This window comes from Pseudomonas sp. Sample_11 (assembly GCF_004307505.1).
In the GTDB taxonomy this organism is placed as follows: domain Bacteria; phylum Pseudomonadota; class Gammaproteobacteria; order Pseudomonadales; family Pseudomonadaceae; genus Aquipseudomonas; species Aquipseudomonas atacamensis.
The window spans coordinates 49,382-75,573 of record NZ_RCOD01000080.1 but is presented as its reverse complement, the minus strand read 5'-3'; the positions used below and the strand labels follow the sequence as shown (position 1 = coordinate 75,573).

28 protein-coding genes and 1 pseudogene are annotated in these 26,192 nt (G+C 60.1%); 23 read left to right on the top strand and 6 right to left on the bottom strand.

All coding sequences use genetic code 11. The features are described 5' to 3' along the window. The first annotated feature begins 21 nt into the window (after positions 1–21). On the top strand, positions 22–1,500 hold the full coding sequence (locus D8U60_RS22095; RefSeq protein WP_130900937.1) for a family 16 glycosylhydrolase: 1,479 nt from the start codon (positions 22–24) through the stop codon (positions 1,498–1,500). A 185-nt stretch (positions 1,501–1,685) separates the two neighbouring features. Here D8U60_RS22095 and D8U60_RS22090 read toward each other — a convergent pair whose 3' ends face one another. Then, entirely contained in the window at positions 1,686–2,000 is a 315-nt protein-coding gene (locus tag D8U60_RS22090) for a hypothetical protein (RefSeq protein ID WP_016774554.1), read from the bottom strand. Between the two features lie 320 nt (positions 2,001–2,320). On the opposite strand from D8U60_RS22090, the gene cyoA reads away from it, so the two are divergent. The 9 genes from cyoA (at position 2,321) to D8U60_RS22045 (ending at position 10,943) form a co-directional block, all read left to right on the top strand. After that, positions 2,321–3,250 (top strand): ubiquinol oxidase subunit II, encoded by a 930-nt coding sequence (cyoA, locus tag D8U60_RS22085; protein ID WP_123442597.1) that lies wholly within the window; start codon positions 2,321–2,323, stop codon positions 3,248–3,250. A gap of 3 nt (positions 3,251–3,253) precedes the next feature. After that, on the top strand, positions 3,254–5,227 hold the full coding sequence (gene cyoB / locus D8U60_RS22080) for a cytochrome o ubiquinol oxidase subunit I (RefSeq protein WP_039760284.1): 1,974 nt from the start codon (positions 3,254–3,256) through the stop codon (positions 5,225–5,227). A gap of 2 nt (positions 5,228–5,229) precedes the next feature. Then, entirely contained in the window at positions 5,230–5,844 is a 615-nt protein-coding gene (locus tag D8U60_RS22075; RefSeq protein WP_110599448.1) for a cytochrome o ubiquinol oxidase subunit III, read from the top strand. A gap of 1 nt (position 5,845) precedes the next feature. Continuing rightward, entirely contained in the window at positions 5,846–6,184 is a 339-nt protein-coding gene (gene cyoD / locus D8U60_RS22070; protein WP_016774550.1) for a cytochrome o ubiquinol oxidase subunit IV, read from the top strand. Next, complete coding sequence (gene cyoE / locus D8U60_RS22065; RefSeq protein ID WP_130900936.1) at positions 6,142–7,167, top strand: heme o synthase; 1,026 nt, start codon at positions 6,142–6,144, stop codon at positions 7,165–7,167. Before cyoD ends, cyoE begins: the two co-directional genes overlap by 43 nt. Continuing rightward, positions 7,160–7,420 (top strand): metallothionein, encoded by a 261-nt coding sequence (locus tag D8U60_RS22060; RefSeq protein ID WP_166554697.1) that lies wholly within the window; start codon positions 7,160–7,162, stop codon positions 7,418–7,420. The genes cyoE and D8U60_RS22060 overlap by 8 nt, the downstream gene beginning before the upstream one ends. Further along, positions 7,417–8,601, top strand: a complete 1,185-nt coding sequence (locus tag D8U60_RS22055) for an MFS transporter (protein WP_130900935.1) — start codon at positions 7,417–7,419, stop codon at positions 8,599–8,601. Before D8U60_RS22060 ends, D8U60_RS22055 begins: the two co-directional genes overlap by 4 nt. A gap of 27 nt (positions 8,602–8,628) precedes the next feature. Continuing rightward, positions 8,629–9,303 (top strand): polysaccharide lyase family 7 protein, encoded by a 675-nt coding sequence (locus D8U60_RS22050; protein WP_122699293.1) that lies wholly within the window; start codon positions 8,629–8,631, stop codon positions 9,301–9,303. A 302-nt stretch (positions 9,304–9,605) separates the two neighbouring features. Next, positions 9,606–10,943, top strand: coding sequence for an MFS transporter (locus D8U60_RS22045; RefSeq protein WP_323165258.1), 1,338 nt, complete (start codon positions 9,606–9,608; stop codon positions 10,941–10,943). A 7-nt stretch (positions 10,944–10,950) separates the two neighbouring features. Here the strand turns inward: D8U60_RS22045 and D8U60_RS28005 are convergent, their stop codons facing one another. Continuing rightward, positions 10,951–11,079: a hypothetical protein gene (locus D8U60_RS28005; RefSeq protein WP_024012797.1), complete on the bottom strand. Its 129-nt coding sequence runs from the start codon at positions 11,077–11,079 to the stop codon at positions 10,951–10,953. 131 nt (positions 11,080–11,210) lie between these two features. Further along, the gene (locus tag D8U60_RS22040; protein WP_130900933.1) at positions 11,211–11,762 is read right to left on the bottom strand and encodes a cytochrome b; all 552 of its coding nucleotides are present in this window, start codon (positions 11,760–11,762) and stop codon (positions 11,211–11,213) included. A gap of 175 nt (positions 11,763–11,937) precedes the next feature. Here D8U60_RS22040 and D8U60_RS22035 point away from each other — a divergent pair, with 175 nt between their 5' ends. From D8U60_RS22035 to D8U60_RS22000, 8 genes are read left to right on the top strand one after another with little or no spacing between them, the layout of a single operon-like run. Continuing rightward, complete coding sequence (locus tag D8U60_RS22035; RefSeq protein WP_110599433.1) at positions 11,938–12,615, top strand: thermostable hemolysin; 678 nt, start codon at positions 11,938–11,940, stop codon at positions 12,613–12,615. Continuing rightward, entirely contained in the window at positions 12,605–14,083 is a 1,479-nt protein-coding gene (locus tag D8U60_RS22030) for an AMP-binding protein (protein WP_130900932.1), read from the top strand. Before D8U60_RS22035 ends, D8U60_RS22030 begins: the two co-directional genes overlap by 11 nt. Then, a complete protein-coding gene (locus D8U60_RS22025; protein ID WP_130900931.1) occupies positions 14,083–14,757 on the top strand; it encodes an iron-containing redox enzyme family protein in 675 nt (224 codons plus the stop codon). Before D8U60_RS22030 ends, D8U60_RS22025 begins: the two co-directional genes overlap by 1 nt. Further along, entirely contained in the window at positions 14,744–15,553 is an 810-nt protein-coding gene (locus D8U60_RS22020; protein WP_130900930.1) for an SDR family oxidoreductase, read from the top strand. Before D8U60_RS22025 ends, D8U60_RS22020 begins: the two co-directional genes overlap by 14 nt. Next, positions 15,550–16,194: a tetratricopeptide repeat protein gene (locus tag D8U60_RS22015; protein ID WP_130900929.1), complete on the top strand. Its 645-nt coding sequence runs from the start codon at positions 15,550–15,552 to the stop codon at positions 16,192–16,194. Before D8U60_RS22020 ends, D8U60_RS22015 begins: the two co-directional genes overlap by 4 nt. Positions 16,195–16,205: 11 nt before the next feature. Beyond that, positions 16,206–16,868, top strand: coding sequence for a response regulator (locus D8U60_RS22010; protein ID WP_016774538.1), 663 nt, complete (start codon positions 16,206–16,208; stop codon positions 16,866–16,868). Then, positions 16,865–18,235, top strand: a complete 1,371-nt coding sequence (locus D8U60_RS22005) for an ATP-binding protein (RefSeq protein WP_130900928.1) — start codon at positions 16,865–16,867, stop codon at positions 18,233–18,235. The genes D8U60_RS22010 and D8U60_RS22005 overlap by 4 nt, the downstream gene beginning before the upstream one ends. 8 nt (positions 18,236–18,243) lie before the next feature. After that, positions 18,244–18,447: a hypothetical protein gene (locus D8U60_RS22000; RefSeq protein WP_241001783.1), complete on the top strand. Its 204-nt coding sequence runs from the start codon at positions 18,244–18,246 to the stop codon at positions 18,445–18,447. A gap of 18 nt (positions 18,448–18,465) precedes the next feature. Here the strand turns inward: D8U60_RS22000 and D8U60_RS21995 are convergent. Then, a pseudogene (locus D8U60_RS21995) lies at positions 18,466–19,352 on the bottom strand (universal stress protein). Between the two features lie 443 nt (positions 19,353–19,795). Between D8U60_RS21995 and D8U60_RS21990 the strand changes: the two are divergent. Beyond that, positions 19,796–20,008, top strand: a complete 213-nt coding sequence (locus D8U60_RS21990; RefSeq protein WP_241663567.1) for a hypothetical protein — start codon at positions 19,796–19,798, stop codon at positions 20,006–20,008. A gap of 44 nt (positions 20,009–20,052) precedes the next feature. Here the strand turns inward: D8U60_RS21990 and D8U60_RS21985 are convergent, their stop codons facing one another. Beyond that, a complete protein-coding gene (locus D8U60_RS21985) occupies positions 20,053–20,973 on the bottom strand; it encodes a universal stress protein (protein WP_130900926.1) in 921 nt (306 codons plus the stop codon). A gap of 233 nt (positions 20,974–21,206) precedes the next feature. Here D8U60_RS21985 and fnr point away from each other — a divergent pair, with 233 nt between their 5' ends. From fnr to D8U60_RS21970, 3 genes are all read left to right on the top strand, one after another. Then, positions 21,207–21,947 (top strand): fumarate/nitrate reduction transcriptional regulator Fnr, encoded by a 741-nt coding sequence (gene fnr, locus D8U60_RS21980; RefSeq protein ID WP_130900925.1) that lies wholly within the window; start codon positions 21,207–21,209, stop codon positions 21,945–21,947. Positions 21,948–22,149: 202 nt separating this feature from the next. After that, positions 22,150–23,490: a putrescine-ornithine antiporter gene (gene potE / locus D8U60_RS21975; RefSeq protein ID WP_130900924.1), complete on the top strand. Its 1,341-nt coding sequence runs from the start codon at positions 22,150–22,152 to the stop codon at positions 23,488–23,490. A 49-nt stretch (positions 23,491–23,539) separates the two neighbouring features. Further along, positions 23,540–24,445 (top strand): amino acid ABC transporter substrate-binding protein, encoded by a 906-nt coding sequence (locus D8U60_RS21970; RefSeq protein WP_130900923.1) that lies wholly within the window; start codon positions 23,540–23,542, stop codon positions 24,443–24,445. Between the two features lie 41 nt (positions 24,446–24,486). Here D8U60_RS21970 and D8U60_RS21965 read toward each other — a convergent pair whose 3' ends face one another. Beyond that, positions 24,487–25,398: a universal stress protein gene (locus D8U60_RS21965; RefSeq protein ID WP_024012774.1), complete on the bottom strand. Its 912-nt coding sequence runs from the start codon at positions 25,396–25,398 to the stop codon at positions 24,487–24,489. A 212-nt stretch (positions 25,399–25,610) separates the two neighbouring features. Here D8U60_RS21965 and D8U60_RS21960 point away from each other — a divergent pair, with 212 nt between their 5' ends. Further along, on the top strand, positions 25,611–26,174 hold the full coding sequence (locus D8U60_RS21960; RefSeq protein ID WP_130900922.1) for a GNAT family N-acetyltransferase: 564 nt from the start codon (positions 25,611–25,613) through the stop codon (positions 26,172–26,174). Positions 26,175–26,192 lie beyond the last annotated feature (18 nt).

Below are 26,192 nucleotides of genomic sequence, written 5' to 3'. Positions count from 1 at the left end.
AATCCACGTTAGGGACGACTCATGAACAGATCACCATGCTTGCTGTTGGTTTTGCTGCTGCTGAGCGCTGGCGCCAACGCCAATATTCCACGACCGGTGGCTGACGGACTGGTGCTGTGGCTGGACGGCAATGATCCGGCCTCGATGACGCTGGAGGGGCAAAATCAGGTCGTGCGCTGGCTGGATAAGTCCGGCAAGGGCAATGACGTGGTCGTCGACAATCGCGCGGCGACGACTTTGCCAACGCGCGTCGACAACGCCCTCAACGGCCACGGCGTGGTGCGCTTCAGCGGCACGGCGGCATTCATGGGCCAGGCGATCCACACAAGCAAAGGGCCGGTGACGGTGTTCGTTGTCTCGCGGCGCCTGCCCGAGCAAGCCGGCGGCAAGGCCTGGCAGCGCCTGTTCAGCTCGCGGCCGCAACTGGCGGATAACGATAACGTCGCACCGAATTTCGGCATCAGCGTGCAGCAGACCACCGCGTACGAGCCGGCGCTGGCGTTGCTGGAAACCAGTGACGTGCCGATCGGCCCGTTCGCGGTGGCGCGCAACGTGGTTGGCACCTCGGAAAACCTCCGCGGTGACATCGCCGAGGTACTGGTTTATGACCGCCCATTCAGCAGCCAGGAAGAACGCCGCAACGTGTTCGAGTATCTGGCGCAAAAGTGGGCGGTCGCCATTCCGCAACAGGTGGATGCGTGGACTCGCGTCGGCCCATTAGGCCCGACCCCGACGCACGTTACGCCCGACCTGCCGTTATCGGACCAGGCCAATGCCGGCGGTTGGAAACGCGATACACGGCTGTCCGACGAATTCAACGGCAGCGCCCTCGATGCCGAACGCTGGCACGTCAACAACGCCACCGGCACCGATTCCCTCGGGCGCAAACCGGCGCTGTTTTTGCCGGAGAACGCCAAGGTCGGCAGCGGCAATCTGAACATCACCTTCCGCAAGCAGACCTTGCCGGAAAAATACGTCGCACTGGGCTATAAGGATTACAGCTCGGCGATGGTGCGAACCAACGAACGGGGGATGTACGGCTATTACGAAGCCCGGGCGAAACCGATGAACTCTGCCGGTTCCAGTGCCTTCTGGCTGGCCTGGACGGGGCTGCCGGACAACGCCACGGAAATCGATATCTTCGAAATCGGCGGCAAGACCCGAAACGAAGCCTTTGATCGCCGGTACAACATGAACGCGCATGTCTGGGCCAGACCGCAGAATGATCAACACCTCAGCTCCGGCAGCACCTGGATCGCACCCTGGCGGCTGGCCAATACCTTTCATGTCTACGGCTTTGACTGGCAACCCGAGACTTTGCGCTGGTACGTCGACGGCGTACTGGTGCGAGAGGCGAAAAACAGCTACTGGCATTTCCCGATGCAAATCGTCTTCGACAGCGAAGCGATGTGGGACTGGTTCGGCGTGGTCGACGATGCTGATCTGCCGTCGGTGTTTCGCATCGATTACGTCAGGGTCTGGACCCGCTCAGCGCAATAAGGCAGCGCTCAGCGGTTACAGACCAGCGCCTGCATCTCCCCCCTGGCCTGCGTGCAGCTCCTGCGGCGTGCCGCCCCGCACGATCTCGCCTTCCTCCAGCGCCATCCCTCCCCCTCGATACCCGCAACCCCCGAAACCGCTCGGAAAGGTTGAAGCGCGCCAAGCCACCTGAGCGTTGCACACGGTCACTCATTCTCGTGACCGTGCGCATCGGCACAGGACAATCGTCCGGACTCGCCGCCGGCAATTCGTTCTGCCTGATCGATGCCACGTTTGAGCGCGTCCTCGACTTCCCATTCCACGCCGGGCAATTTCCTGATGCGTTCGTAAGCGCATTCGCCGGTCGCGGTGTAAACGCTGATGAACATTTCGACGTCGCCATCATCGGCTTCCCGTGCCCGTACCTCGATATGACAGCCGTTTTCAACTTCTTCGGTATGGCACTTTTCCGCCTTTTCCGTCGCCTTCCATTTGTTGTAGGTTTCGCCGCGTTTGAACATGTCGTACTCCTGAACTCAACTCGCTCACGTCAAAGATCTTTCCTTTGGCGGAATAATTCCACGGATTGCCAAGAGGCATTTTCAGCATAGCGCGTTGATTCGCGCCCGCCGTTTCGCTAGTTCAACCGTTCGTCAGCTTGCGTAACATTCTGTAAAACCAACGTCGCAATGCTCATTCAAAAAGTTCGTGACCCAGGCGAGCTCAAGTACAACTCGTTATTCAGCCCAGCGTAATTAGCCGGTACAGAAACGGGGTTTTCTGTCCATGGCCAAGTGTTGCCCGAAGAAAACAAGGATCGATATAAAGAACAGGAGCATGTATGAAGCGAACAATCAGCTATTGCCTGGTCTATCTCGCTACCAGCGTTCTGCTCGCCGGTTGCAATCTGGTGGTGTTCAACCCCAAGGGCGATGTTGCCCGCGATGAACGCGACCTGATCATTCTCGCCACGGGCCTGATGCTGTTGGTGGTGATCCCGGTCATCGTCATGACCTTCCTGTTCGCCTATCGCTACCGCGCGACCAACAAGAAGGCCCGTTATTCGCCGCGTTGGGCCAGTTCGCACAAGATCGAAGCGGTGGTCTGGGGCGTGCCGTTCCTGATTATTTGCGTACTCGGCTGGGTGACCTGGGAAACCACCCACGCACTCGATCCCTATCGCCCGTTGGACTCCGACGTGCCGCACCTCAATGTGCAAGTGGTGGCAACGGACTGGAAATGGCTGTTCATTTACCCCGATCTGGGTATCGCCTCGGTCAATGAACTGGCGATACCGGTGAATACGCCGGTAAGTTTTACCGTCACTTCCGACGCGGCCATGACTTCATTCTTTATTCCGGCACTGGGTGGGCAGATATATGCCATGGCCGGCATGCAGACCAAGTTGCATTTGATCGCCAATGAAATCGGCCAGTATCGCGGGATTGCTGCGAACTATAACGGCCGCGGTTTTTCCGACATGCACTTCAGCACCCTGGCACTCAGCGGCGCTGATTACGAGGCGTGGGTCAACAAAGTCAAAGCGGCGCCCGGGCAACTTGATCAAGCCAGTTATGCCGAGTTGGCCAAGCCTTCAGTGGCGCACAAGATCACTTATTACTCGGCTGTGCAGGAGCGACTGTTTCTCGACATCGTCGACAAGTACGAAGGAATGAACAAAGCACCGCGCAAGAAGGAAACCCAGGTGCAACGCAACAGCGACGATGTGCGCGTCAATCAACAACCGAGTCTGCTGGCCGAGGAGCGTTAAATCATGTTCGGGAAACTTTCATGGGACGCGGTTCCATTGCACGAGCCGATTGTCATGTACACCCTGGCTATCGTCGGCCTGATGGGTTTTGCCCTGGTCGGTACCGTCACCTGGAAGCGCAAGTGGGGCTACCTGTGGCGTGAGTGGTTCACTTCGGTCGACCACAAGAAAATCGGCTGTATGTACATCATCGTCGCGCTGGTCATGCTGCTACGTGGTTTCTCCGACGCGATCATGATGCGTACCCAGCAGGCCATGGCTTCGAGCGGCGGCCCGGGTTATCTGCCGCCGGAACACTACGACCAGATCTTCACTGCCCACGGCGTGATCATGATTTTCTTCATGGCGATGCCGTTCGTGGTCGGCCTGATGAACATCGTCGTGCCACTGCAGATCGGCGCCCGCGACGTCGCCTACCCGTTCCTCAATGCGCTGAGTTTCTGGCTGTTCGTCGTGGGCGCGGCACTAGTGAATATTTCCCTGGGCGTTGGTGAGTTTGCCCGCACCGGCTGGGTCGCCTACCCGCCCCTGTCCGAGCTTGGCTACAGCCCCGGGGTCGGGGTGGATTACTACATCTGGTCATTACAGATATCCGGCATAGGGACGCTGTTAACCGGGGTTAACTTCTTCGTGACCATCCTGAAGATGCGCACCGAAGGCATGACCCTGTTCAAGATGCCGGTGTTCACCTGGAACGCACTGTGCACCTCGATCCTGATTCTCGCTGCGTTCCCGATCCTTACCGCCACCCTGTTGATGCTGACCCTCGATCGTTATCTGGGCATGCACTTTTTCACCAACGAGGCCGGCGGCAACCCGATGATGTACGTCAACCTCATCTGGGCGTGGGGCCATCCGGAGGTGTACATCCTGATCCTCCCTGCGTTCGGGATCTTCTCGGAGATCGCCGCGACCTTCAGCAGCAAGCGCCTGTTCGGCTATGTCTCGCTGGTGTGGGCGACGATTGCGATCACGATCCTGTCGTTCATCGTCTGGCTGCACCACTTTTTCACCATGGGCGCGGGGGCCAACGTCAACGCGTTTTTCGGCATCATGACGATGATCATTGCAGTGCCGACCGGGGTGAAAATCTTCACTTGGCTGTTCACCATGTATCGCGGCCGCGTGCGCTTCGAAACGCCGATGCTGTGGACGCTGGGCTTTATCGTCACGTTCAGTATCGGCGGCATGACCGGCGTGCTGCTGGCGGTGCCCGGGGCCGACTTCCTGCTGCACAACAGCCTGTTCCTGATTGCCCACTTCCATAACGTGATCATCGGTGGCGCGGTGTTCGGCTACATGGCCGGGCTGACTTACTGGTTCCCCAAGGCGTTCGGCTTCCGCCTCAACGACCGCCTCGGGCGCATTGCGTTCTGGTGCTGGCTGGTCGGTTTCTACTTCGCGTTCATGCCGTCCTACGTGCTCGGTTTCATGGGCATGACCCGACGCCTGAACCATTTCGACAACCCGGCCTGGCAACCGTGGCTGCTGCTGGAACTGTTTGGCGTCGGCATCATTCTTTGTGGCGTGTCCGCGCAGGCGTTGCAGCTCTACGTGAGCATCCGCAACCGCGCGAAACTGCGCGACCTGACCGGCGACCCGTGGGACGGTCGCACCCTGGAATGGGCCACGGCCTCGCCGCCGCCGTTCTACAACTTCGCCGAGCAACCGAAAGTCAACGATCTCGACGCCTATTGGGGCATGAAAGAGCGCGGCGTCAGCACCCTCAGTCACACCGACTACCGCGCCATCCATATGCCGCGCAACACCTCCGCCGGCCTGGTAATCAGTGTCTTCGCGCTGATCTGCAGCTTCGCCCTGGTGTGGCATATCTGGTGGCTGGCGATCTTCGGCCTGGTCGCTTCGGTGGTGGCAATGATCGTGCGCAGCTATGACGAAGACATCGACTATTTCGTCCCGGCGCAGGAAGTGGCGCGGATTGAAAAAGCGCGTCTCAAAGACTTGGCGGAGGCTTGAACATGTCCAACATCGTTCTGGATAAAGACATCGCGCACAGCCATGAACATGGCCATGAAGACGCGGGCTCGATGCGCATTTTCGGTTTCTGGATCTACCTGATGACCGACTGCATCCTGTTTGCGACGCTGTTCGCAGGCTATGCCGTACTGCGTGACAGCGTGGCTGGCGGGCCTTCGACCGTCGACATTTTCGAACTGCCCTACGTCCTTGCCGAAACCGCGTTGCTGCTGTTGAGCAGCATCACATACGGCTACGCGATGCTGGCGATGAATCGCAATGACAAAGCCCATGTGCTGCGCTGGCTTGGCGTCACCTTCGTGCTGGGTTGCGGCTTCATCGCCATGGAAATCAACGAATTCCATCATCTGATCGCAGAAGGCTACGGGCCGGATCGCAGCGGTTTCCTCACCGCGTTCTTCACCCTCGTCGGCACCCACGGCGCCCACGTGCTCAGTGGTCTGGTGTGGATGGCGGTATTGATGCTGCAAGTAAGCAGCCGGGGCCTGACCAACACCAATACGACACGCTTGAGTTGCCTGAGTCTGTTCTGGCACTTCCTCGATGTGGTGTGGATCTGCGTATTTACCGTGGTTTATCTGCTGGGGGTGGTGTGACATGTATAACCAGAGCCCGATTCATAGCAGTGCCGGCACCAGCCATGGCACCAGTCGTTCGTACATGGTCGGTTTCATCATTTCGGTGATTCTGACCGTCATTCCCTTTGGCCTGGTCATGTACCCGACGTTGCCACGCAGCGTCACCGCCTGGGTGGTGGTTGCACTTGGCGTGGTGCAGGTCTTCGCCCACCTCAAATACTTCCTGCATCTGGACACCGCCAAGGAACAACGCTGGAACCTCAGAGCGCTGATCTTCTCGGTGGTGATCATTCTTCTGCTGGTTGGGCTTTCGCTATGGATCATGGACAGCATTCACCACAACATGCTGGCGCACTGAAGCAATGGCGACTGTCGCTGAATGTCGGGCTGGAACTGACCAAGCCCGGCATCATCGTCGGCAACCTGGCTTCGGTGTTCGGCGGCTATCTGCTTGCCGCCGGTGGCCGCCCGGTGTCCCTGGCGCATTTATTGGCCGCCCTGCTCGGCACCGCGCTGGTCATCGCTTGCGGTTGCGTGATCAACAACTGCGTCGACCGCGATATCGATCGGCGCATGGTGCGTACCTGTCATCGGGCCTTGGCGGTTCGCGCAGTCTCGCTGCTTGGCGCGTTGTGCTACGCGGCGGTGCTGGGTGTGATCGGCTTCGGTTTGCTGTGGGTCGGCACCACAGCATTGGCCTGCGCCATGGCGGCAGTCGGTCTGATCGTTTATGCGGGCGTTTATACCTGCCTGATGAAACGCCGTTCGCACTGGGGCACGCTGGTCGGCAGCCTGTCCGGGGCCATGCCGCCGGTGGTCGGTTATTGCGCCGTGACCGGCAGCTTCGATGCCACGGCGCTGATGCTGATCATGGTGTTTTGCTGCTGGCAGATGCCCCACTCCCACGCGATCACCGTCATGCGCCATGAAGACTTTCGTGCCGCCGGATTGCCGACGTTGACGCTCAGACAGGCACGACGCGAGATCAACCTGTACATGGTCGCGTTCCTGATCAGTGCGGCGATATTGGGCTGGGTGGCGGCTATCAATGTTTCTTATCCGCTGGTGGTGCTCGGGCTGGGCGGCTACTGGTTTTATCTGACGTTGCGACCGGTGCGAACCACCAATGCGAAAGTCTGGGCGCGGCGCATCTTCAGCGTGTCGATCCTGCTGGTCCTGGCGCTGAATCTTTCGTTGGCACTGAACGCCGTACTGCCCTCGCCCTCTGCGCTCTACCGCTCATCGGGCGTGGCGGAAAATCATCAAACGCAGGTGCGGGGCGGGTTATCAGAATCGGTAACGACTGCCTTTACAGACCACCTGGAGGAAACCCATGGCTAACGATCCTTCAACAATTGATTGCGCCTGCCCGGGCTGCACCTGCAAATGCAGCGGCGAGCAAACCTTCGAGCGTGACGGCAAGCAGTTTTGCAGTCAGGCCTGCGCGGATCTTCACCCGAAGGGCCAACCCTGCCCGTCCTCGGCCTGCCATTGCGAGCAGAACCTTGGGGCCGATGAGCGTAATGTCAGTGATTCGAAACTGGATCAGGCGGTCGAGGAAACCTTCCCTGCCAGCGATCCGATTTCACCGTGAGCCTCAATCGACGCAGCCTCAATCTGGTCGCGGCAGCCTTCGCGCTGACGGCTTTGTCCTATGGCCTCGCGCGCTTCGCCTACGGATTGCTGTTGCCGCAGATTCGTCAGGATCTGACGCTCAGCGTGACCGCGGCCGGCTGGATCGGAGGCAGTGCGTTTGCGGCTTATTGTGTGGGCATCGTTGCGACGTTTGCCTGCAACGGCAAAGTCAGTCCGCGCGGGTTGACGGTGATGGCCGGCGCCGCTGCGACGCTGGGCATGGGACTGGTGGTTGTCGCTTCGTCGGGGCTGACGTTGGGCTGCGGCGTGGCGCTGGCGGGATTGAGCACCGGTTTGACCTCGCCGCCATTGGCCAGCGCGGTAGCGGCGCGTCTTGATGATGCGGATCGCCCGCGGGCCAATGGTTTTATAAATGCCGGGACGGCGGCAGGAATCGTTTTTTCCGGTTTGGCGGCGATATTGGCGGCCGGGCAATGGCGCCAGCTGTATGCCCTGTTTGCCTTGATCGGCATCGGCGTCACGATCTGGCTCTGGTTTGCGGTACCGCGCCGGGTCGAGCGTGACGTCGCGCAGAACTTCTCGCTGGCAATGCTGCGTCGACCCGGCGTACTGCCTTTGTGCGCCAGCGCTTTCCTGATGGGCCTGGCGAGCACGGCGATCTGGACATTCGGTGCCGACATTCTGCGCAGCGAGGCTGGATTCTCAGATCAGTCGATAGCATGGGCGTGGATCGTCCTGGGTGCGGCGGGAATCAGCGGATGCATGACGGGCGTGTTCACCGGCCGATTCGGTGTCGTGCGTATTCAGCATCTGGCACTGGCTGGGATCGCCCTCGGGACATTGGGACTGTCGACCGCCTCGATATCAGCCGGGTCTGGCCTCGTCGCAATGTGCCTGTTTGGCGCGGCCTATATCGTTTCTTCAGGCGTTTATCTGCTGCAAGGCATCCGCCTGTTTCCGGATCGCCCGGACTTGGGGCTGGGCATTCCGTTTCTGCTTCTGGCTCTCGGTCAAACCGCTGGCACGCCGGTTTTCGGCGCTGTGCTGGAGGCTGCCGGCGTAATCGTTGCCCTTTGTGTTTTCGCGGCGGCCGCTTGCGCCGCCATGGTGCTGTGCCCAAGAGATGGTGAAAGTCCGCGCGGACAGATGTGCCAATCCACCGAAGGCTTGGGTCGCTAATGATTTTTATCGTCAGGAGTACAAACCATGGCCGTAAACATCAGCAATCTCACCCTGTCCACCCCGGTGGCCGTTTCGGCAACCAATCCGGTCGCACTTGAGCTCAACGGCGCCGAGGCCATTGCGCAGTTCCCCAGCATCGTCACGGTGCTACCGGATGGATCGCTGCAACTGTCCGCGCCGACCAAAGGCGCCTCGAGCAAGAGCACTCACCGCACCCGCTGCGAATGGAAAGAATCCTTTTACTGGTCGCTGGGCAGCGCCGCTGACCACCTCAACTATCAGGAAATGACCGTGACCAAGGTCAACTCTGCGCAGAAAGTCGTTATCTCGCAGATGCATGTGAAAAATGACGACGGCCCGGTCATCAAAGTGTTCTGGCAGAAAGGCAACATCACCATGGGCTTCCGCCAGAGTTTCAATCAGCCCACCCCGGTCAACACCACGGTGCTCAAGGGCGTACCGTTGGGGGCGAAGTTCAAGATCACCATTCGCGCCAACTCTGCCGGCGTGGCTCGAGTCACTGTCGACTACAACGGCGTTGTCGGCACATCAGGTGATTTGCAGCTCGACTCAACCTGGAATTCGCAGGTGTTCAATTTCCACGGCGGGGTCTACAACCAGATCGACTACACCGACGCCACGCCGCCAGAGGATGGCTCGATCTGCATCATCAGTGACTTGTTGATTTCGCATACTTAGGCGCTGAAACGAGCAAGGGCCTGCGGCAGCTTTCGCTGGCAGGCCCTTGTCAGAGCTGAGCTCGATGTTGGGTTTTCAGCCTCCTCTTCGACTTCGAAATTGCCTGCGTCCTAACGTCGCAGCCTTCGGCTATTGGCAAATCCTGCGCAAGCCGTAGAATCCCGCGCGCTCTTGCAGAGGTCCAGTCTGGTCATAGACAGGCCTTTCCAGGACTGGCCATGCCTCATTGACGTACGGCCGACGCCACCGCCCTGCCCGATCGGCAGACATTTGCACAACACCTGTTCCAGCCTGGCAACCGCATGCGCAGAGGCGCACGTTGCGCTGTACGATTTCTTGAGGTTTTTATGTCTCCGCGTTTGCTGGCCATGGCGCTGGCGCCCCTGCTCGGGCTGTTCATTATTGCTCTGGGCAATGGTTTTCTGTCTTCCCTGACCACCCTTCGCCTGGACGCCGCCGGCGCCTCGGCGACGATGATCGGAATTGTTTCGTCGGCTTATTTCATCGGCCTGACGCTGGGCGCGGTGTTCAACGACCGGCTGATTCTGCGCATCGGCCATATTCGTGCCTACGGCAGCTTCGCCTCGCTGATTGCCGTGACGATTCTGTTGCAGGGGCTGTTCTATGACACCTGGGGCTGGCTGGTCCTGCGCCTGATCAACGGCTGGGCCACGGTCGGTGTGTTCCTGGTGATCGAGAGCTGGCTGCTACTCGCCGGTGACGAGAAGATTCGCGGGCGCTTGCTCGCGCTGTACATGATCGTCCTGTATGGCGCTGGCGTTCTGGGCCAGGCGACGCTGGGGACCATCACCGGCATGAGCGATAGCGCGCCGTTCATGGTCGCCGGCATGCTTGCTGCGTTGTCGGTGCTGCCGATCGTGATCCTGCCGCGCGTCTCGCCGCTGCTCGATCAGGTCGAGCCGCTCAAGCCCCGGCAACTGCTGGGTGTGACGCCGACCGGGCTGGTCGGCTGTTTCGGTTCGGGCGTGACCATCGCGGCGATCTACACCTTGTTGCCGCTGTATCTGCAACGCAGAGGTCTGGACGTCGGTGAAGTCGGCAGCATGATGGCCTGGACGATTCTCGGCGCGATGCTGCTGCAGTATCCGGTCGGACGCTGGTCCGACCGCACCGATCGCTTGCAGGTGCTGACGCTGCTGACGGTGGCGTGCACCGCGTTATCTCTGGTGGTTGTGCTGCTGCCGCTGTCTTCGACAATGCTCGCGGCGATGCTGTTTCTGCTCGGTGGCGGTGTCTTCGCGCTGTACCCGGTGGCCGTCAGCCACGCGGCCGACCGCGCCCCGGCCGAAGCGCTGGTGCCGATGATTCAGGGTTTGCTGCTGATCAACTCGCTGGGCTCGGCCATCAGCCCGATGATGATCTCGCCGGTGATGAACTCGTTCGGCGCCAACGGCCTGTTCTGGGTTTTCGCAGTGGTCAATCTGAGCATGGTCAGCTTTTTCTTCTGGCGCCGCGGCAAACGCCCGGTGCCAGCCAACCCCGCCCCGTTCACGGCGGCGGCCACCTATTCGCCGACGGGTGCGGAGTTGCGGGTAACCGAGGATTTGCGCGTCGCCGCTGAGGAGCATCCGGCGATGATGGATGCGATCAGCGGAGAACTGGTGACGCAGCCACGGTGACCGCCGATCAGCAACTGCCCGGCGGGATGCCGTCCTTGTTGAAGTCCTTCAAGCGCTCGCGCTCTTCTTCGGTGGAATGCGCCGGGGTTGTTTGATCCGGTACTTCTTGCGGCACTTCGGTTTTTTCTTCAGTCATGGCTTTGCCCTCGTTGTCGATGCTATTTCGGCATCGGCGAGGGCTGGCAGTTCCGGATTTTCAGCTCCACCGCAGCCATGCGCTTGAGTGCGGCGAACATCCCCTTCGACGAACGGCGCAAGATGCTTGCCTCAAGAGCGGGCACGCTCAATCAACATCCTCTGCAACGTGTTGTCCTTCACCCAGTAATGGTGGAACAACCCCGCCAGCGCGTGCAGGCCGATCAGCCAGTAGCCGGCACTGCCAATCCATTCGTGCCAGTACTTCAGTTGTTTGGCCAGGTCCGGATCAATAGCCACCGGCGCCGGCACATGGAAACCGAAGTACGGAAACGGCTTATCGCCCGCCGCGAGCATGAGCCAGGCGAGTAGCGGTGTGACAATCATCAATCCATACAGCGCCAGGTGTGTCAGGTGCGCGATTGCGGTCTGCCACGCTGGCGGCTTGGGGATGATCGGCGGACGCGGAGTCAGGCGGCCGATCAGGCGAATCCACACCAAGGCGAAGATGCTGGCGCCAAACAGGCCATGCAGGCCCATCAGCATGCTGCGCCCCTCACTGCCCTTGGGCAGACAGCCCTTGATTTCGACGCACGCATACACCCCGACGAACAACGCCAGCATCAGCCAGTGCAGAATGATTGAGAGTTTTCCATAACGGATTACAGCGGTTTCGCGGATCATAGGAAACGCCTCGTGATTGTTGTGGAACGACGATCTTCTCGCTGGCCTACCGTGCTTGCCCAGCCTTAAGACAGTCTGAAGATTGGCGCTGCGCTTAACGGTTTTTCATCTTCAGACTTCGTTAAGAAATGGCTTGGATACTGCGCTCAAACCCATTGAGGGAGGCGCTCTGCCCATGCCCGAATTCGACTGGAACATCCCGCTGCCCTTGCGCTTCGGCGAGGCCGAATCGTTGCCGATGACGCTGAGAAACGCGTTGCCGGTGGACGAGTTGCGCGCGCCCTTCGAAGCCTTTATCCAGCAGCGTTTCCGCACCGCTCACGGTGCCGAAATCCGCCATTTCATGCCCGAGCTGTTCGGCATGCACAACAGCGACGGCCAGTTGTGCGCCGTGGCCGGGGTCCGTCGAGCGCATCAACAGGCACTGTTTCTCGAGCGCTATCTGGATGAACCGATCCAGTCGTTGATCAGTGCCGCCGCCGGTCGTGCAGTGGATCGCAAGGTCATTGTCGAAGTCGGCAACCTCGCCGCCAGCGATACCGGCAGTGCGCGCCTGAGCATCATCGCCATCACCTATCTGCTGGCCATGGGCGGCCTGGAATGGGTGACCTTCACCGGCAACATCGGGCTGGTCAACAGCTTCCATCGCCTCGGTTTGAAGCCCGTGACATTGTGCGCCGCTGATCCACAGCGACTGGGTGACGAGCGTCAACACTGGGGCAGTTATTACGAAAGCAAACCCTGGGTGCACGTCGGCAACATTCGCGCGGGATTTGTTCATCTGCGCAATATTGGCCTGTTCACTCGCCTGGGTTTGCCGACTTCCGTTGAAGGAGCCTGCCATGTCGCTTGAAATGCAGCGCTTCCAGGAAACCCTGCGCGACCATGCCCGGCGCAATGACAACGCCTCAGCCCTGTGGGGCGACACGCTGAGAATAGATTACGCCACGCTGTATGCCGAGGTGTTGTATCGCCAGGAGCGGCTGCGCGATGAGCAGGTGCAGGTGATCGCGCTGGCGCTGGACAACGGCGTCGACGCGATGCTTTGGGATCTGGCTGTGTTGTTCGAAGGCTTGACCTGCGTAACGCTGCCGCCGTTTTTCAGCGCCGCGCAGCGCGCCCATTGTCTGGAGCAGAGCCAGGCCGAACGGGTGATCGCCGAGCCGCAACTGCAAGCCGAGCTGCTGGCGGCGGGATATCAACAACGGGGTGAGTTCTGGTGTCGCTCGTTCAATGGCCCCAGTCGCATGCCGGCGGGCACCGCGAAACTCACGTTTACCTCCGGGACCACCGGCACGCCGAAAGGGGTGTGCCTGAGCGCCGACAGCTTCCTGCGCGTTGCCCGGGAGCTTGATCAGGCAAGCGCAGCCACTGGACCGGAGCACCATCTGGCGCTGTTGCCTTTGGCGATCCTGCTGGAGAACCTGGGCTGTTATGCCGCGCTGTACGCCGGTGCGGTGTTGAGCCTGCCAAGCCAGACAACCCTCGGCATTCAAGGCGCCAGCGGCATCGACGTTGCGCGCCTGCTCGGTTATCTGGCCAAGCGTGCGCCGGAGAGCCTGATACTCGTACCACAGCTTCTGCAAGTTCTGGTCAGCGCCGCTGAACAGAAGGCTTTCGATCCGCAAACCTTGCTCTTCGCCGCGGTCGGTGGCGCGCGGGTGTCAGCGGATCTGCTGCACCGCGCGCAACGGGTCGGGTTAGCGGTTTACGAGGGATACGGCTTGTCCGAATGCGCCTCGGTCGTATGCCTCAATCGCCCCGGCGCACGCCGTCCGGGCAGCGTCGGGCGCCCTCTGCCTCATATCGAGGTGCGGTTGGCCGAGGACGGGGAAGTGCTGATCAAGGGTTCGGTGTTGCTCGGTTATCTGGGGGAGCCGGCGTATACCGATCAATGGTGGCCGAGTGGCGATCTGGGCGAGTTCGATCCGGAAGGTTTTCTTTATCTCAAGGGCCGCAAAAAACACCAATTCGTCACCAGCTACGGGCGAAACGTCAACCCGGAATGGGTCGAGTCGGAACTGACCCAGCGCCGCCACATCGCTCAGGCGTTCGTCTATGGCGAGGCGATGCCGCACAACCACGCCCTGCTCTGGCCGCATCGTCCCGATTGCACCGACAGCGAAATGGCCGCCGCCGTCGCCGAAGCGAACGCGGCCCTGCCCGATTACGCCCAGGTGCACCAATGGACGCGCCTGGCGCAGCCCTTCACTGCGGCCAACGGCCTGCTCACCGCCAATGGCCGGCCGCGCCGTGACGCCATCATCGCGCAGTACCGCACGCAACTGACCGAATCCGCCACTTCCGAGGAATCCGCATAATGAGTTTTTTCGACACCCTGCAAGAAGCCACGCAACGGGAACGCCACGAGCTGTTCAACCTGCCGATCATCGTCGATGCGTTGCAAGGCAAGGTCAGCCTCGACAGCTATCGGGCGTTTCTTGCCCAGGCTTACTACCACGTGCGCCACACCGTGCCGCTGATGATGGCTTGCGGTGCACGCCTGCCGACACGCCTGGAATGGCTGCGCAAAGCGGTGTGCGAGTACATTGAAGATGAATACGGCCACGAGCAGTGGGTGCTCAACGACATTGCCGCCTGTGGTGGTGATCGCGACGCCGTGCGCGATGGTCAGCCGTCGTTATCGATCGAGCTGATGGTCAGTTTTCTCTACGATCTGATCGCCCGGGGCAATCCGGTGGGTCTGTTCGGCATGGTAAACGTGCTCGAAGGCACCAGCATTGCCCTGGCCACCCACGCGGCGGGGAGCATTCGCGATCGCCTGGCGCTGCCGGAAACGGCATTCAGCTATCTGAACTCCCACGGTTCGCTCGACATCGAGCACATGCAGACCTATCGGCGGTTGATGAATCAGCTGCAAGACCCTGACGATCAAGCGGCGGTCATTCATGCCTCGAAAGTCGTCTATCGCCTTTACGCCGACATGTTCCGTGGTCTGCCGCGGGACGCTGAGGTTCAACATGCAGCTGCATGAAGCCCGCGTGGTGCTGACAGGTGCCAGTGGCGGCATCGGCCTGGCCATCGCCAGTGCCTTGTGCGCCGCCGGTGCCAGGGTATTGGCCGTGGCGCGGCATCAGGAGGCGCCGTTGCCGCTGCTTGAGCGGTATCCGCAGAACCTGTGCTGGGTCGCCGCCGACCTGACCTTCCTCAGCGATCGGCGCAAAGTGTTGGCCGCCGCCGACGCCATCGGCGGCATCAACCTGCTGATCAACGCCGCCGGGGTCAATCACTTCGCCATGCTCGAACAGCTCGATGACGGTGACATCAACGCGATGCTGGCGGTGAACATCAGCGCGCCAATCTGCCTGACCAAAATGCTGTTGCCGCAGCTCAAGCAGGCTGACAGCGCGATGGTGGTCAACGTCGGCTCGACCTATGGCTCGATCGGTTACCCCGGTTACGCCAGTTATTGCGCGAGCAAATTTGCCCTGCGCGGATTCTCCGAGGCATTGCGCCGCGAGCTGGCCGACACGCGGGTCAGCGTGTTGTATGTCGCGCCCCGGGCCACCCGCACCTCGATGAACAGCGCCGCTGCGCAAGCCTTGAACGATGCCCTCAAGGCCAGCGTTGACGATCCGCAGACCGTGGCGTCGGCAGTGATGCATGCGATTGCCGGCGATCGTCGTGACCTGTACCTAGGCTGGCCGGAGCGGTTTTTCATCCGTTTGAACAGCTTACTGCCGCATCTGGTGGATCGCGGCTTGCGCAAGCAATTGCCACTGATCCGCCGTCTCAGTGAAAAACCTGATAACGAGGCTCCAACGCCATGAAAAAACTCTCCACATGCCTGCTGTTTGCCGCCCTCAGTCAAAGTGTCTGGGCGCTTGAGCCGGCTGATCAGCAACGTCTCACCGGCATCCAGCAGAACTGGGCGCACATTCAATACGAGGTCGCGGAAAAGCAGCGCGCCGCGGCGTTCGAGCAATTGGCCAGCGAAGCCAACGCGTTCACCACGCAACGTCCGAATGTGGCCGAAGCCTGGATCTGGAAAAGCATCGTCACCAGCAGTTGGGCCGGTGCCGAGGGCGGGCTCGGTGCCCTGGGCAAAGCCAAGGACGCCAAGGCGGATCTGGAAAAATCCCTGACGCTTGACCCCAAGGCCCTGCAAGGCTCGGCCTATACCAGCCTCGCTGCACTGTACGACCGCGTACCGGGCTGGCCGATCGGCTTCGGCGACAGCGACAAGGCCGAGCAATTGCTCAAACAAGCCCTGCAGCTCAACCCCGATGGCATCGACAGTCTGTACTTCTGGGGCGACCATCTCTACCGTCAGAAGCGCTACGCTGAAGCCAAGGCAGCGCTGATCAAGGCCAGACAAGCCGCACCTCGTGCGGGCCGCGAAAGTGCCGATGCCGGGCGTCGTAAAGAGATCGACACCTTGCTGGTGGACGTGAACAAGAAACTCGACTGAAAGGAGTGCGCGTGCGTTTATTACTGATCGAGGATGACGTGGCGCTGGGTGAAGGCATTTACCAGGCGTTGGGTCGCGAGGGTTACACGGTCGACTGGCTCAAAGATGGCAGCAGCGCCTTGCACGCGCTGCTCAGCGAAACGTTTGATGTCGCCGTGCTGGACCTCGGCCTGCCGCGCATGGATGGCCTCGAAGTGTTGCGCCGCCTGCGTGACAGCGGTTCGAACCTGCCGGTGTTGATTCTCACCGCTCGCGATGCCACCGAAGATCGCATTGCCGGACTCGACGCCGGTGCTGACGATTACCTGGTCAAACCCTTCGACCTCGCCGAACTCAAAGCCCGCCTGCGTGCCCTGTTGCGCCGCAGTGCCGGGCGCGCCCAGGCGCTGATCGAGCACGCCGGTATCAGCCTCAACCCCGGCACCCAGCAGGTCAGTTATCAAGGCCAACCGGTCGCGCTCACCCCCAAGGAATATCAGTTGCTGCACGAACTGCTGTCGCCGCCGGGGCGGGTGATGACTCGCGATCAATTGATCCAGTTGCTCTACGGCTGGAATGAAGAAGCGGAAAGCAACACCCTGGAAGTGCACATTCATCACCTGCGCAAGAAGTTCTCCACCGACCTGATCCGCACCATCCGCGGCGTGGGTTATCTGGTGGAGGAGCGTCGATGACCTCGATCCGCCGGCGCACGCTGACCCTGATCATCGGCCTGTTACTGGCCGGTCTGGCGGTACTCAGCCTCTTCAATGTGCATGACAGCAACCACGAAATCGCCGAGGTCTACGACGCGCAATTGGCGCAGAACGCACGCCTGTTGCAGGGCGTAATGCGTATGCCGATGGCGAGTACCGAGCACGCGCAGTTGTATCAGGCGTTCAATCAGGCTCTCGGCGAAGCCAAGCCCCGGGTTGACGGACATCCTTACGAAAGCAAAATCGCCTTTCAGGTGTGGAACCCGCAAGGCGAGGTGCTGGTACATACCGCCAGTGCGCCCTCCTTCACTGCGCCGCCGACGAAAACGGGCTTCAGCGACGTGGTCGATCTGAAAGGTCGGCAATGGCGAGCGTTCATGCTGGAAGACAAGCAGAACGGCCTGCGCATCTGGGTCGGCGAGCGCGACGATGTGCGCACCGACCTGGTCGACCGCATCGTACGCCACACGCTGTGGCCGAACATGCTCGGCAGCCTGATCCTCGCCGCGATGATCTGGCTGGCCATTGGCTGGGGGCTCAAGCCCCTGGCAGACATGGCGGCGACTCTGCGCGCCCGTCACAGTGGTTCACTTGAGCCGCTGCAACTGACGCCCCTGCCCAGTGAGCTGGAGCCAATGCAGGCAGCGCTCAACCGCATGCTCGCGCAGATTCAGGAGGTGCTCGGCCGGGAGCGTCGCTTTATCGCCGATGCCGCGCACGAAATGCGCACGCCGCTGGCGGTGCTGCGGGTGCATGCGCAAAATCTGCAAGAGGCCGGGACCGAAGAAGAGCGCCGTGAGTCACTTGAGTTTCTGATCTCCGGAGTCGACCGCACCAGCCGGCTGGTCAACCAACTGCTGACCATGGCGCGTCTTGAACCCAAACCCAACCCGCCGCCACTGCAACGCATTGATCTCAGCGAAACCGTACGCAACAGCCTGGTGCAATTGACACCATGGTTGCTGAGCAAACACCTTGAATTGATCTTCGAGGTCAGCGACCAACCTTTTCATGTCCTCGCCGACCCCGCCGCCATCGATATCGCGCTGAATAACCTGATCACCAACGCGGCGAATTTCTCTCCCGAGCACGGTGCGATCACCGTGCACCTGAGCAAGTCCGAGGGCTTCTGTCATTTGACGGTCGACGATCAAGGGCCGGGAATCGATGAATCAGCCAGAGAGCGATTGTTCGAGCGTTTCTACAGCCGTGGCACGGCGCATGGCGCCGGATTGGGGTTGACCATTGTCAACACCATCGCGATGCGACTGAACGGACGGATTGAACTGACAAACCGCGCAGAGGGAGGTTTGAGGGCGACGTTATCGATTCCGGCAGGGGAATAATCATCCGATTGATTCAGCTGTATGCCGCCGGCCCCAAATACCTGCTGCTCAGCGCTCTGCTCTACGCGCCTGGATCGTTGATTTACCTGGGCACGTTGATAACGCGCCAGGGCCAGCCGCTCAGCGGTCCGGAAACGGGTGTGTTGATCATTATCTGGACCGCCGCGATTTACGCTGGCCGGATGTTGTGGGCCGGAACGCTGACTTTGTAAGGTGCACCAGCGTTTGCGCTAGACCGCCAGTACGCTGCAGGGAACCTGGTACAGAATATGTTCGGTGGTACTTCCCAGCAGTTTTTCCAGCCCGTGACGTTGAACCCTGCCCATCACAATCACGTCCACATCGTGCTCTTCGGCAAACTCACTGATCGCCGCCACGGGATGTCCCTCCCTGCTATGCCTGTGTTCGGCCGTCACACCGAATTTCCTCGCCAAAGCGCTGTAATGCGCTTGCAGTTCCTGGCGCCGGGCATTCATCAGTTCCGAAACCGTCCAGTTGTTCACCACTTCATCCAGATAGTTTTGCGAGACGTCATAGGCATATAACAGGTGCAACTCTGCACCGAACTGAGTGGCGAAGGACGTGGCCTGTTCGACGATCCGGTCATTGAGAGCGCCCCCATCATCTTCGCTTGCAGCTACATCCACTGCCGCTACGACCTTGCGCGGCAGACCCGGACCAGCAGCGCCCAACAGGTAGACCGGCACCGGACAATCACGCAGCAGCTGCCAATCCAATGGGGTAAACAAAGCGCGTTTGAGTAAGGATTCGTGCTGCACTTCCTTGATCAGCAAGTCGGGCTGGTTCACGGTGACGTGATCGAGGATCTCCCGTTTCATGTCTTCGGACCAGCCAACCTCGGTCGTCACCCGCAAACCTTCGGCTCGCAGGCTGGCAGCCTGGCTTGCCAGCCACTCGTGATGGTCCTGCAAATAGGCCGCGCGGGCCCTTGCCCGATCCCCTTCCTCCAGCAGCGACAGGAAATCCCACCATTTGATCAACGCTGCGATGTGCAGCGACGCGCCGCTGGCTTTAGCCAGGGCGGCGGCCTGGCTAAAGCCGGGGAATGGCGCAGGGCCGGGTTGATGATCAGCAACAAGTGTTGATATTGGCTCATGTTTGTCTCCAGAGAGATGGACGTCTGCGCTCATGTCACACGCAGCTGACCCGGGCCGAAAGAATCAGACGACAACGTCAATCGAGGTTGCGCCATAGCCCGGCGACTTCCTTGATAAATGTCATATGCAAGGCCCCTGGTGCGCGTCCTCCCCCTGAAAAACCTGAATATCGAGGCTTGTCCACCACCCTTGCGCAAGCGCCTGGAAAACCGACAAAGCGGCGATGAAACTGGCGAGCGACATTGATCTGGATCAATCGCTGCGACGACAAACTGGATCGAAATAGAGTCATGACTCGGCTGCGCCCGCATCTCGGATCAGGGACAGTCACAAGCTGCTCGAACGCGTGAAAGTTACAGATGCGGCCACAGGGTGACAGGTCCGCAACCCACCCTCATTCTTGCTTTGCGAGGTTCACGATATGGTCATCAATGATCCAGCCATGACAACCGCCAATGTCCGCGACGCGATCGATGACAGTGGCGCACTGTTTCACGAAGCCGATCGGCTCAGCGAACGGGCCTATGCCGTCCTTGAAGAGCCGTTTTCTCCAGACACCATGCACAAGTTCACTGAAGCGAGGAAACGCGCCGATGAGAAATATCGGCACGCCTGGCAACAATGGCATTACGCACACGGCGGGCGCAATCACTGATTGATTACCCCCAACCGAATACCATCAACTGCTGCGATGACCGGTCAGGCTGTGGCAGGCATTGCCTTGACCATCATCAAACTGCAAGGAGCCCGGTTCATCAGGCATTCGGCCGTGCCGCCGATAAAGCCGTCCAGCGCTCGATGGTGACAGATGCCGAGCACCAGCAGGTCGAACGCGTTTTGCCGGGCGAAGTCTTCGATCACCCGGTACGGGACACCTGAGAGCAGGTGGCTATGCTGTTCATCGAGACCATAGCGCTCGGCCAGCGTATCGAAGGCTTCCTGCTGAGTGTCGTTGATCGCATCGCACAAGCTGTGGTCCAGGCTCAAGTTCGGCACGCTCATCGCCGCATCACCCACCACTGACCAATTGGCGACGTTCAACAAGTGCAACGATGCATCGCATTTCGACGCCAATGTCGATGCAGCGCCGAGTATCCGGTCGTTGAGCCCTTGGGTCAGATCCTCGAGATGCGACAGGTCAATGGCCGCCAGGATCTTCAAGGGTTTCGGATGCGCGGCCTCGGTGACCAGATGCACGCAGGCGGGACAATCTCGTACCAATAGCCAGTCCAATGGCGGATGAAACGTTTGATTGAGCGCTGAAACATGGTGAGCGTCCTTGATCACCAGATCGACATGAAAGTCATTGATGTACTCAAGCACATGCGCCGGGGTGGCCCTGGCCCAGACCACTTCGGTGCTGACTTGCACGCCAGCGCCACGTTGAAACAGGGCCTGCTGTTCCAGCCACTGGCGATGCATCTGCAAATAGCCTTCACGCGCTTGCGCCATGGCGTCGTGGTCGATCAGGCCGGCCAACGCCAGGGACTGGACATGATCGAACGCCACGATGTGCAGCAACGCGCCACTGGCCCGAGCAAGTGCCTGGGCGCGATCAAACGCCGGGGTGCGGGTCATTTCGGCAGGTGCGATCAACAGAATGCGTTTGAGCCTGAACATCACGAGTGTTTCCAGTCAGCGCCATCGGACGATTCTGCAACTCTGCCAACCGCCACGCTTGATATGCATCAAGTCTCCCCATTAACCCTGCAATACAAGAGCGGCGAAGAGCCCGACGCTTCTGTGAGTTCCCTCCCCGCCGTTCGTCCGTAATCACGCTGACACGCCAAACGAAAAGTACATGCGCTGCGAAGACTTCTATGCTTATCACACTCATTGGAGGCTGCTAATCAATGCTTGAAGCCCACTCGCCCCCGCCGATTCTCAAAACTGCCTGTTCCAACTGCAGTGTGGTCGAGTTATGCCTGCCGCTTGGTTTGACGGGCCCGGAGGTCGAGCGGCTCGACACGCTGATCGTGCAGCGATACAAGGTGAAGAAAGGTGCCGCTCTCTACCGGACCGGGGATCCGCTGCGCTCGCTGTACGCTGTTCGGATAGGTTCGTTCAAGACCAGCGTGGTCTCCGTCGATGGGCGCGAGCAAGTGACCGGTTTTCATATTCCCGGCGAAATGCTCGGGCTGGACGCCATCAGCATCGATCAACACGCGTGTACTGCGTATGCGCTGGAAGACAGCGAAGTCTGTCCTATTCACTTCGCACAGCTGGAAAAACTCGCGCAAAGCCTGCCATCCCTGCAGCACAACCTCAACAAATTGCTGAGCCGGGAAATCGTGCGCGATCACAGCATGTTGATGCTCATGGGCAACATGAACTCCGATGAGCGCCTGGCGGCTTTCCTGCTCAACCTCTCACAACGCCTCAGCTCCCGTGGCTATTCCTCGAAAGAGTTCGTGCTGAAAATGCGCCGCGAAGAAATCGGCTCCTACCTTGGGCTGCGTCTGGAAACCATTTGCCGCGGCATTGCCCACTTGCGCGATCAGGGTTTGGTGGAAATCACCGCACGCGACGTAAAAATCCGCAACATGGACGGCCTCAAGCAGATGGTGTCCGGCTGCAACCGCCAGCAGCATTGAGCCCGTCCATGAGTTCCTGCCATGCCTTCGCCATCCCTCGGGCAAGCCATATCGAAGCGATGGGCGCGCTGTTTCGATGCACTTGAAATCACCTGTCTTTCTAACCGTTGAACGTCGCTTGAAAAGCTGCGTACTGCCGATGCCGGCAAAACCTTGTGTGTTGGCTGAGCGGTGACGCGTTGCGCAAATCGAGGGAACTCCGATGGCCGACTCAAGCAAGAAAATGAGCCTCATGGGGCTCACCACACTGGTGACGGTGAACATGATGGGCTCAGGCATCATCATGTTGCCGACGAGCATGGCCCAACTCGGGGCTGTTTCATTGCTGTCATGGATCGTCACCGCTGTCGGCTCGATGGCTATCGCGTACTGCTTTTCCCAGTGCGGCATCTTCTGCCTGCGCTCAGGCGGGCTATCCGCCTACACCGAAGAGGCGCATGCAAAGTCAGGCTTTTTTCTGTGCTCTTACCTGTACTTCCTGTCGCTGGCCATCGCCAACGTGGCGGTGGCCATTTCGGCAGTGGGCTACATGACGTCGTTCATGCCCTGGCTGGGAAGCGGCGCCATTCCTTTATTCGTTGGAACGGTCGGCCTGCTCTGGCTGACCACCGTGGCGAATTTCGGCGGCCCAGGCATCACCGGCAGGATTGGCGCGGTTACGGTGTGGGGGGTGATCATTCCTGTAGCGGGCTTGAGCATCATCGGTTGGTTCTGGTTCAAACCGGAGCTGATCATCGCCGCCTGGAACCCGAATCAGCTACCGATATCCGAGGCCATCAGCAAAGCGATTCCCCTCACGCTCTGGGCGTTTCTCGGCATGGAGTCGGCAGCCCAGGCCTCAGATGCGGTGGAAAACCCCAAGCGCACCGTACCGCTGGCCTGTCTGTTCGGGACATTGGGCGCAGCGGTGGTCTATGTGCTATCGACGACGGTCATTCAGGGCATTATTTCCAACGCCGAACTGGCCAACTCATCTGCTCCTTTCGCGCTCGTTTATGCACACATGTTCAATCCCCTGGTCGGCAACATCATCATGGCGCTCGCGGTAATGGCCTGTGTCGGCTCGCTGCTGGGCTGGCAGTTCACGTTGGCGCAAACGGCCAAGGTGACCGCTGATCAGGGGATGTTTCCAAAACTGTTCTGCAAGGTCAGCGCACGCAACGCCCCCATCGTCGGGATGCTGGTCTGCGGCGTCCTGCAGACCTTGATGGCGCTGTCGACCATTTCGCCGAACGCAAGCGCGCAGTTTGGAAAACTCGTCAGCCTCGCGGCGGTGACCAACCTGATTCCCTACGTGACGGCAGCCACCGGCCTGCTGGTCATGATGTACAAAGCCAGAGTCAGCGCCGCCGTATACACGCGCAATACCCTGCTGTTAGTGGTTGCCGTGGCCTATTCCTTGTATGCGCTGTATGCCTGCGGCAAGGACGCGGTATTCGGCGGCATCCTGGTCCTGGTGTTCGGCTACCTGCTTTACGGTTTCCTTGCCAAACGTTTTGTCGATGCCCCTGCGCCTGTCGGCCCCCGGCCTGATAACCCTTGATCGAAGTCTTCGGTACAGCACAGAAATCTGAATTCGAGGAACCGCGCGCATGAACGTGAAACTGATCAGAGCCCACCACCTCCTGCTCGCCTGCGTCCTTGCGCTGCTACCGGTAGTGACCCATGGCAACACGCTGGAGCGCATCCGTGCCAGTCAAGCGATCACCCTTGGCTACGTGCCTGACTTCATGCCGTTCAGTGATCAGGCCGCCGATAAAGCCAGCGGCTATGCCATCGATCTCTGTCTGAAAATAGCCGAGAGGGTCAGGATCGATCTGAATCTGCCGGCGTTGAAAATCCAGTACCAGCCGGTCTCGCTCAATGACGAGATGAACGCCGTCAGTTCCGGCAGGATCGACATTCTTTGTACGCCGACCCCTCCCACGCTGGCGCGGCGCAGGGTCGTCAGCTACTCGGTGCCGATTTACACCGCTGGCCTCTCGGCTGTGGTGCGCCAGGATGCGTCCGAAACCTTGCTCAATGTGCTGAATGGCAAAGTGGCCCATACCGGGCCAACATGGCGAGCCACGGTGAACCGTGGTCTGGCCAACCAGACCTATGCCGCCATCGCCGGCGGGGTCACGGAGACGTGGATACAACAGCAGATGCGATTGCTGGGTGTGGTAGCCACGCTAGTCACGGTAGAGAACGCAGAAGCCGGTCTGAATCTGGTTGCCAATGGCAAAGCCGATGCCTTCTTCGCTGAACGCATGATGCTCAAACATCTGCTGACCAGAAATTATCCATCGGGCAACCTGGTGCTGCTGGAGCGGATTTTCGAGTACGCACCGACGGCGATGGCAGTGGATCGAGAGGATGAGGACTTTCGTCTGCTGGTCGACACTGCGCTGAGTGATATGTACCGATCCGGCGAAATTGAACAGGCGTTCGACAAACATCTGGGCGGCGCCAGCAGTGCCGCCAAAAAGCTCTTCAGGATCTATGCAATACCCTAGCGGGCCAGCGAACAGGCCGGCTCGCTACGCTGCGATCATGCTCACCGCACAGGCTCTTTCCTCACCGCCAGAATGCTCCCCGGCACCGAATACAAGGCGCGCTCAGTGGTGCTGCCGATCACGCGTTCGATGCCCACGCGATGAACCGTGCCCATCACCACCACGTCGGCCAGGTACTGCTCGACGAACTCATTGATGACCTGCACTGGATGGCCCATGACGAAGTGTCGACGCTCAGGTGGCACGCCGTGGCGATCGGCAAGGGCGACAAAAGCCTGATGCAGTGTCTGACGCAGTTCGTTCGCCAAATCTTCGTTCCAGCCACCATTGACCACTGGCGCTTCGCCGTTGAAGGCAGCGGACAAATCGTAGGCGCAGAGCAGGTGCAACGGCACGTCGCATTGCAACGCCAAAGCATTCGCCGACCGTATGATCACGTCGTTCAAGCCGCTGATTTGGGTATCCGGATCGAACGGGTCCACGGCTGCCACGACACGATGCGGCAACGCATAGCGAATCTGATTGACCAGATGCACGGGAATCGGACACTCACGCAGCAGGTGGCAATCGAGCGGCGTGATGAACACGCGCTTGAGCGCCGGTTCCAGTCGCACGTCCTTGATCAACAGGTCGGGCTTGAGCACATGGACGGTCTTGAGGATGTCCAGCAGCGGATGGCTGGAGAAGACCACGTCAACGGTGCCGTCCAGCCCCTGGTTGCTGAGCTGCTCGAGCTCATCGGCCACCCAGCGACGGTAGCGCCGCTGATAGCGCTGAGCATCCACGTCATCGATTTTTTCCTCCCACAGATGGGTGATCGGCACCGGCGAGACAAAGGCCCGCACATCCAGCGCCGCCCCGCTCGCCTTGGCCAGCGCGATGGCACGCAGCATCGCCGCCGATTGATGCAGCGTCTGGTCGGCGACCAGCAACAGACGTTCATATTGACCCATCACACACCTCCGCTCGGCACCGGCGCGGTGGGCCGGCAGGCTTCAAGACTGCGCCCGCTCGCCCTTGCCCGGCGTTGATTTACATCAAGCCCGGGTCAATGAAAGAGGCGTCTGATGTAGATCAGATGTCGCCGTGGGCAACCGCGTAGAAGGAAGGCAAGCGGACGCTTTTTCACCGTCCGCCAGCCTTTCGAACCGGATGGAGAATGACCATGCTCACCGTCAAAGACCACAACGATCAGGCCGTGGCCGCTTATGCGGCGGTCGCCGGACAATACTGGATTGAGGCGCTCAAGGACGGCCGCCATGTATTGATCCGGCCCCTCACGGAGAAGGATCGCCTGCGCGAATACGACTTCATCAAGCGCCTGTCGCCCGAATCCAGGCACATGCGTTTTCTCGCCCAGATCAGCGAACCCGGCACCGCTCTGCTAGACCAGTTGATGGACACCGATAACAAACAGCGCAGCGCCTTCATTGCACTGGTTCACGAGAACGGCAAGTTGATCGAAATCGGCATCAGCCGCTATGCCGGCACAGGCGCCCATCAATGCGAGTGCGCGGTGACGGTCGCCGATGAATGGCAGCACCTGGGCATGGGCACGTTGCTGATGGAGCATCTGATCAAGGCAGCCCGCCGCAACGGATTCCGCCAGATGTACTCAGTCGATGCCGCCAGTAACGCGGCGATGCGCGATCTGGCCAAAAGCCTGGGCTTCGAGACCCACAATGATCCGGACGACGCACGCCAGGTCATTCATCGTCTTGACCTGTAAATGAATCGCCCCGAGGTG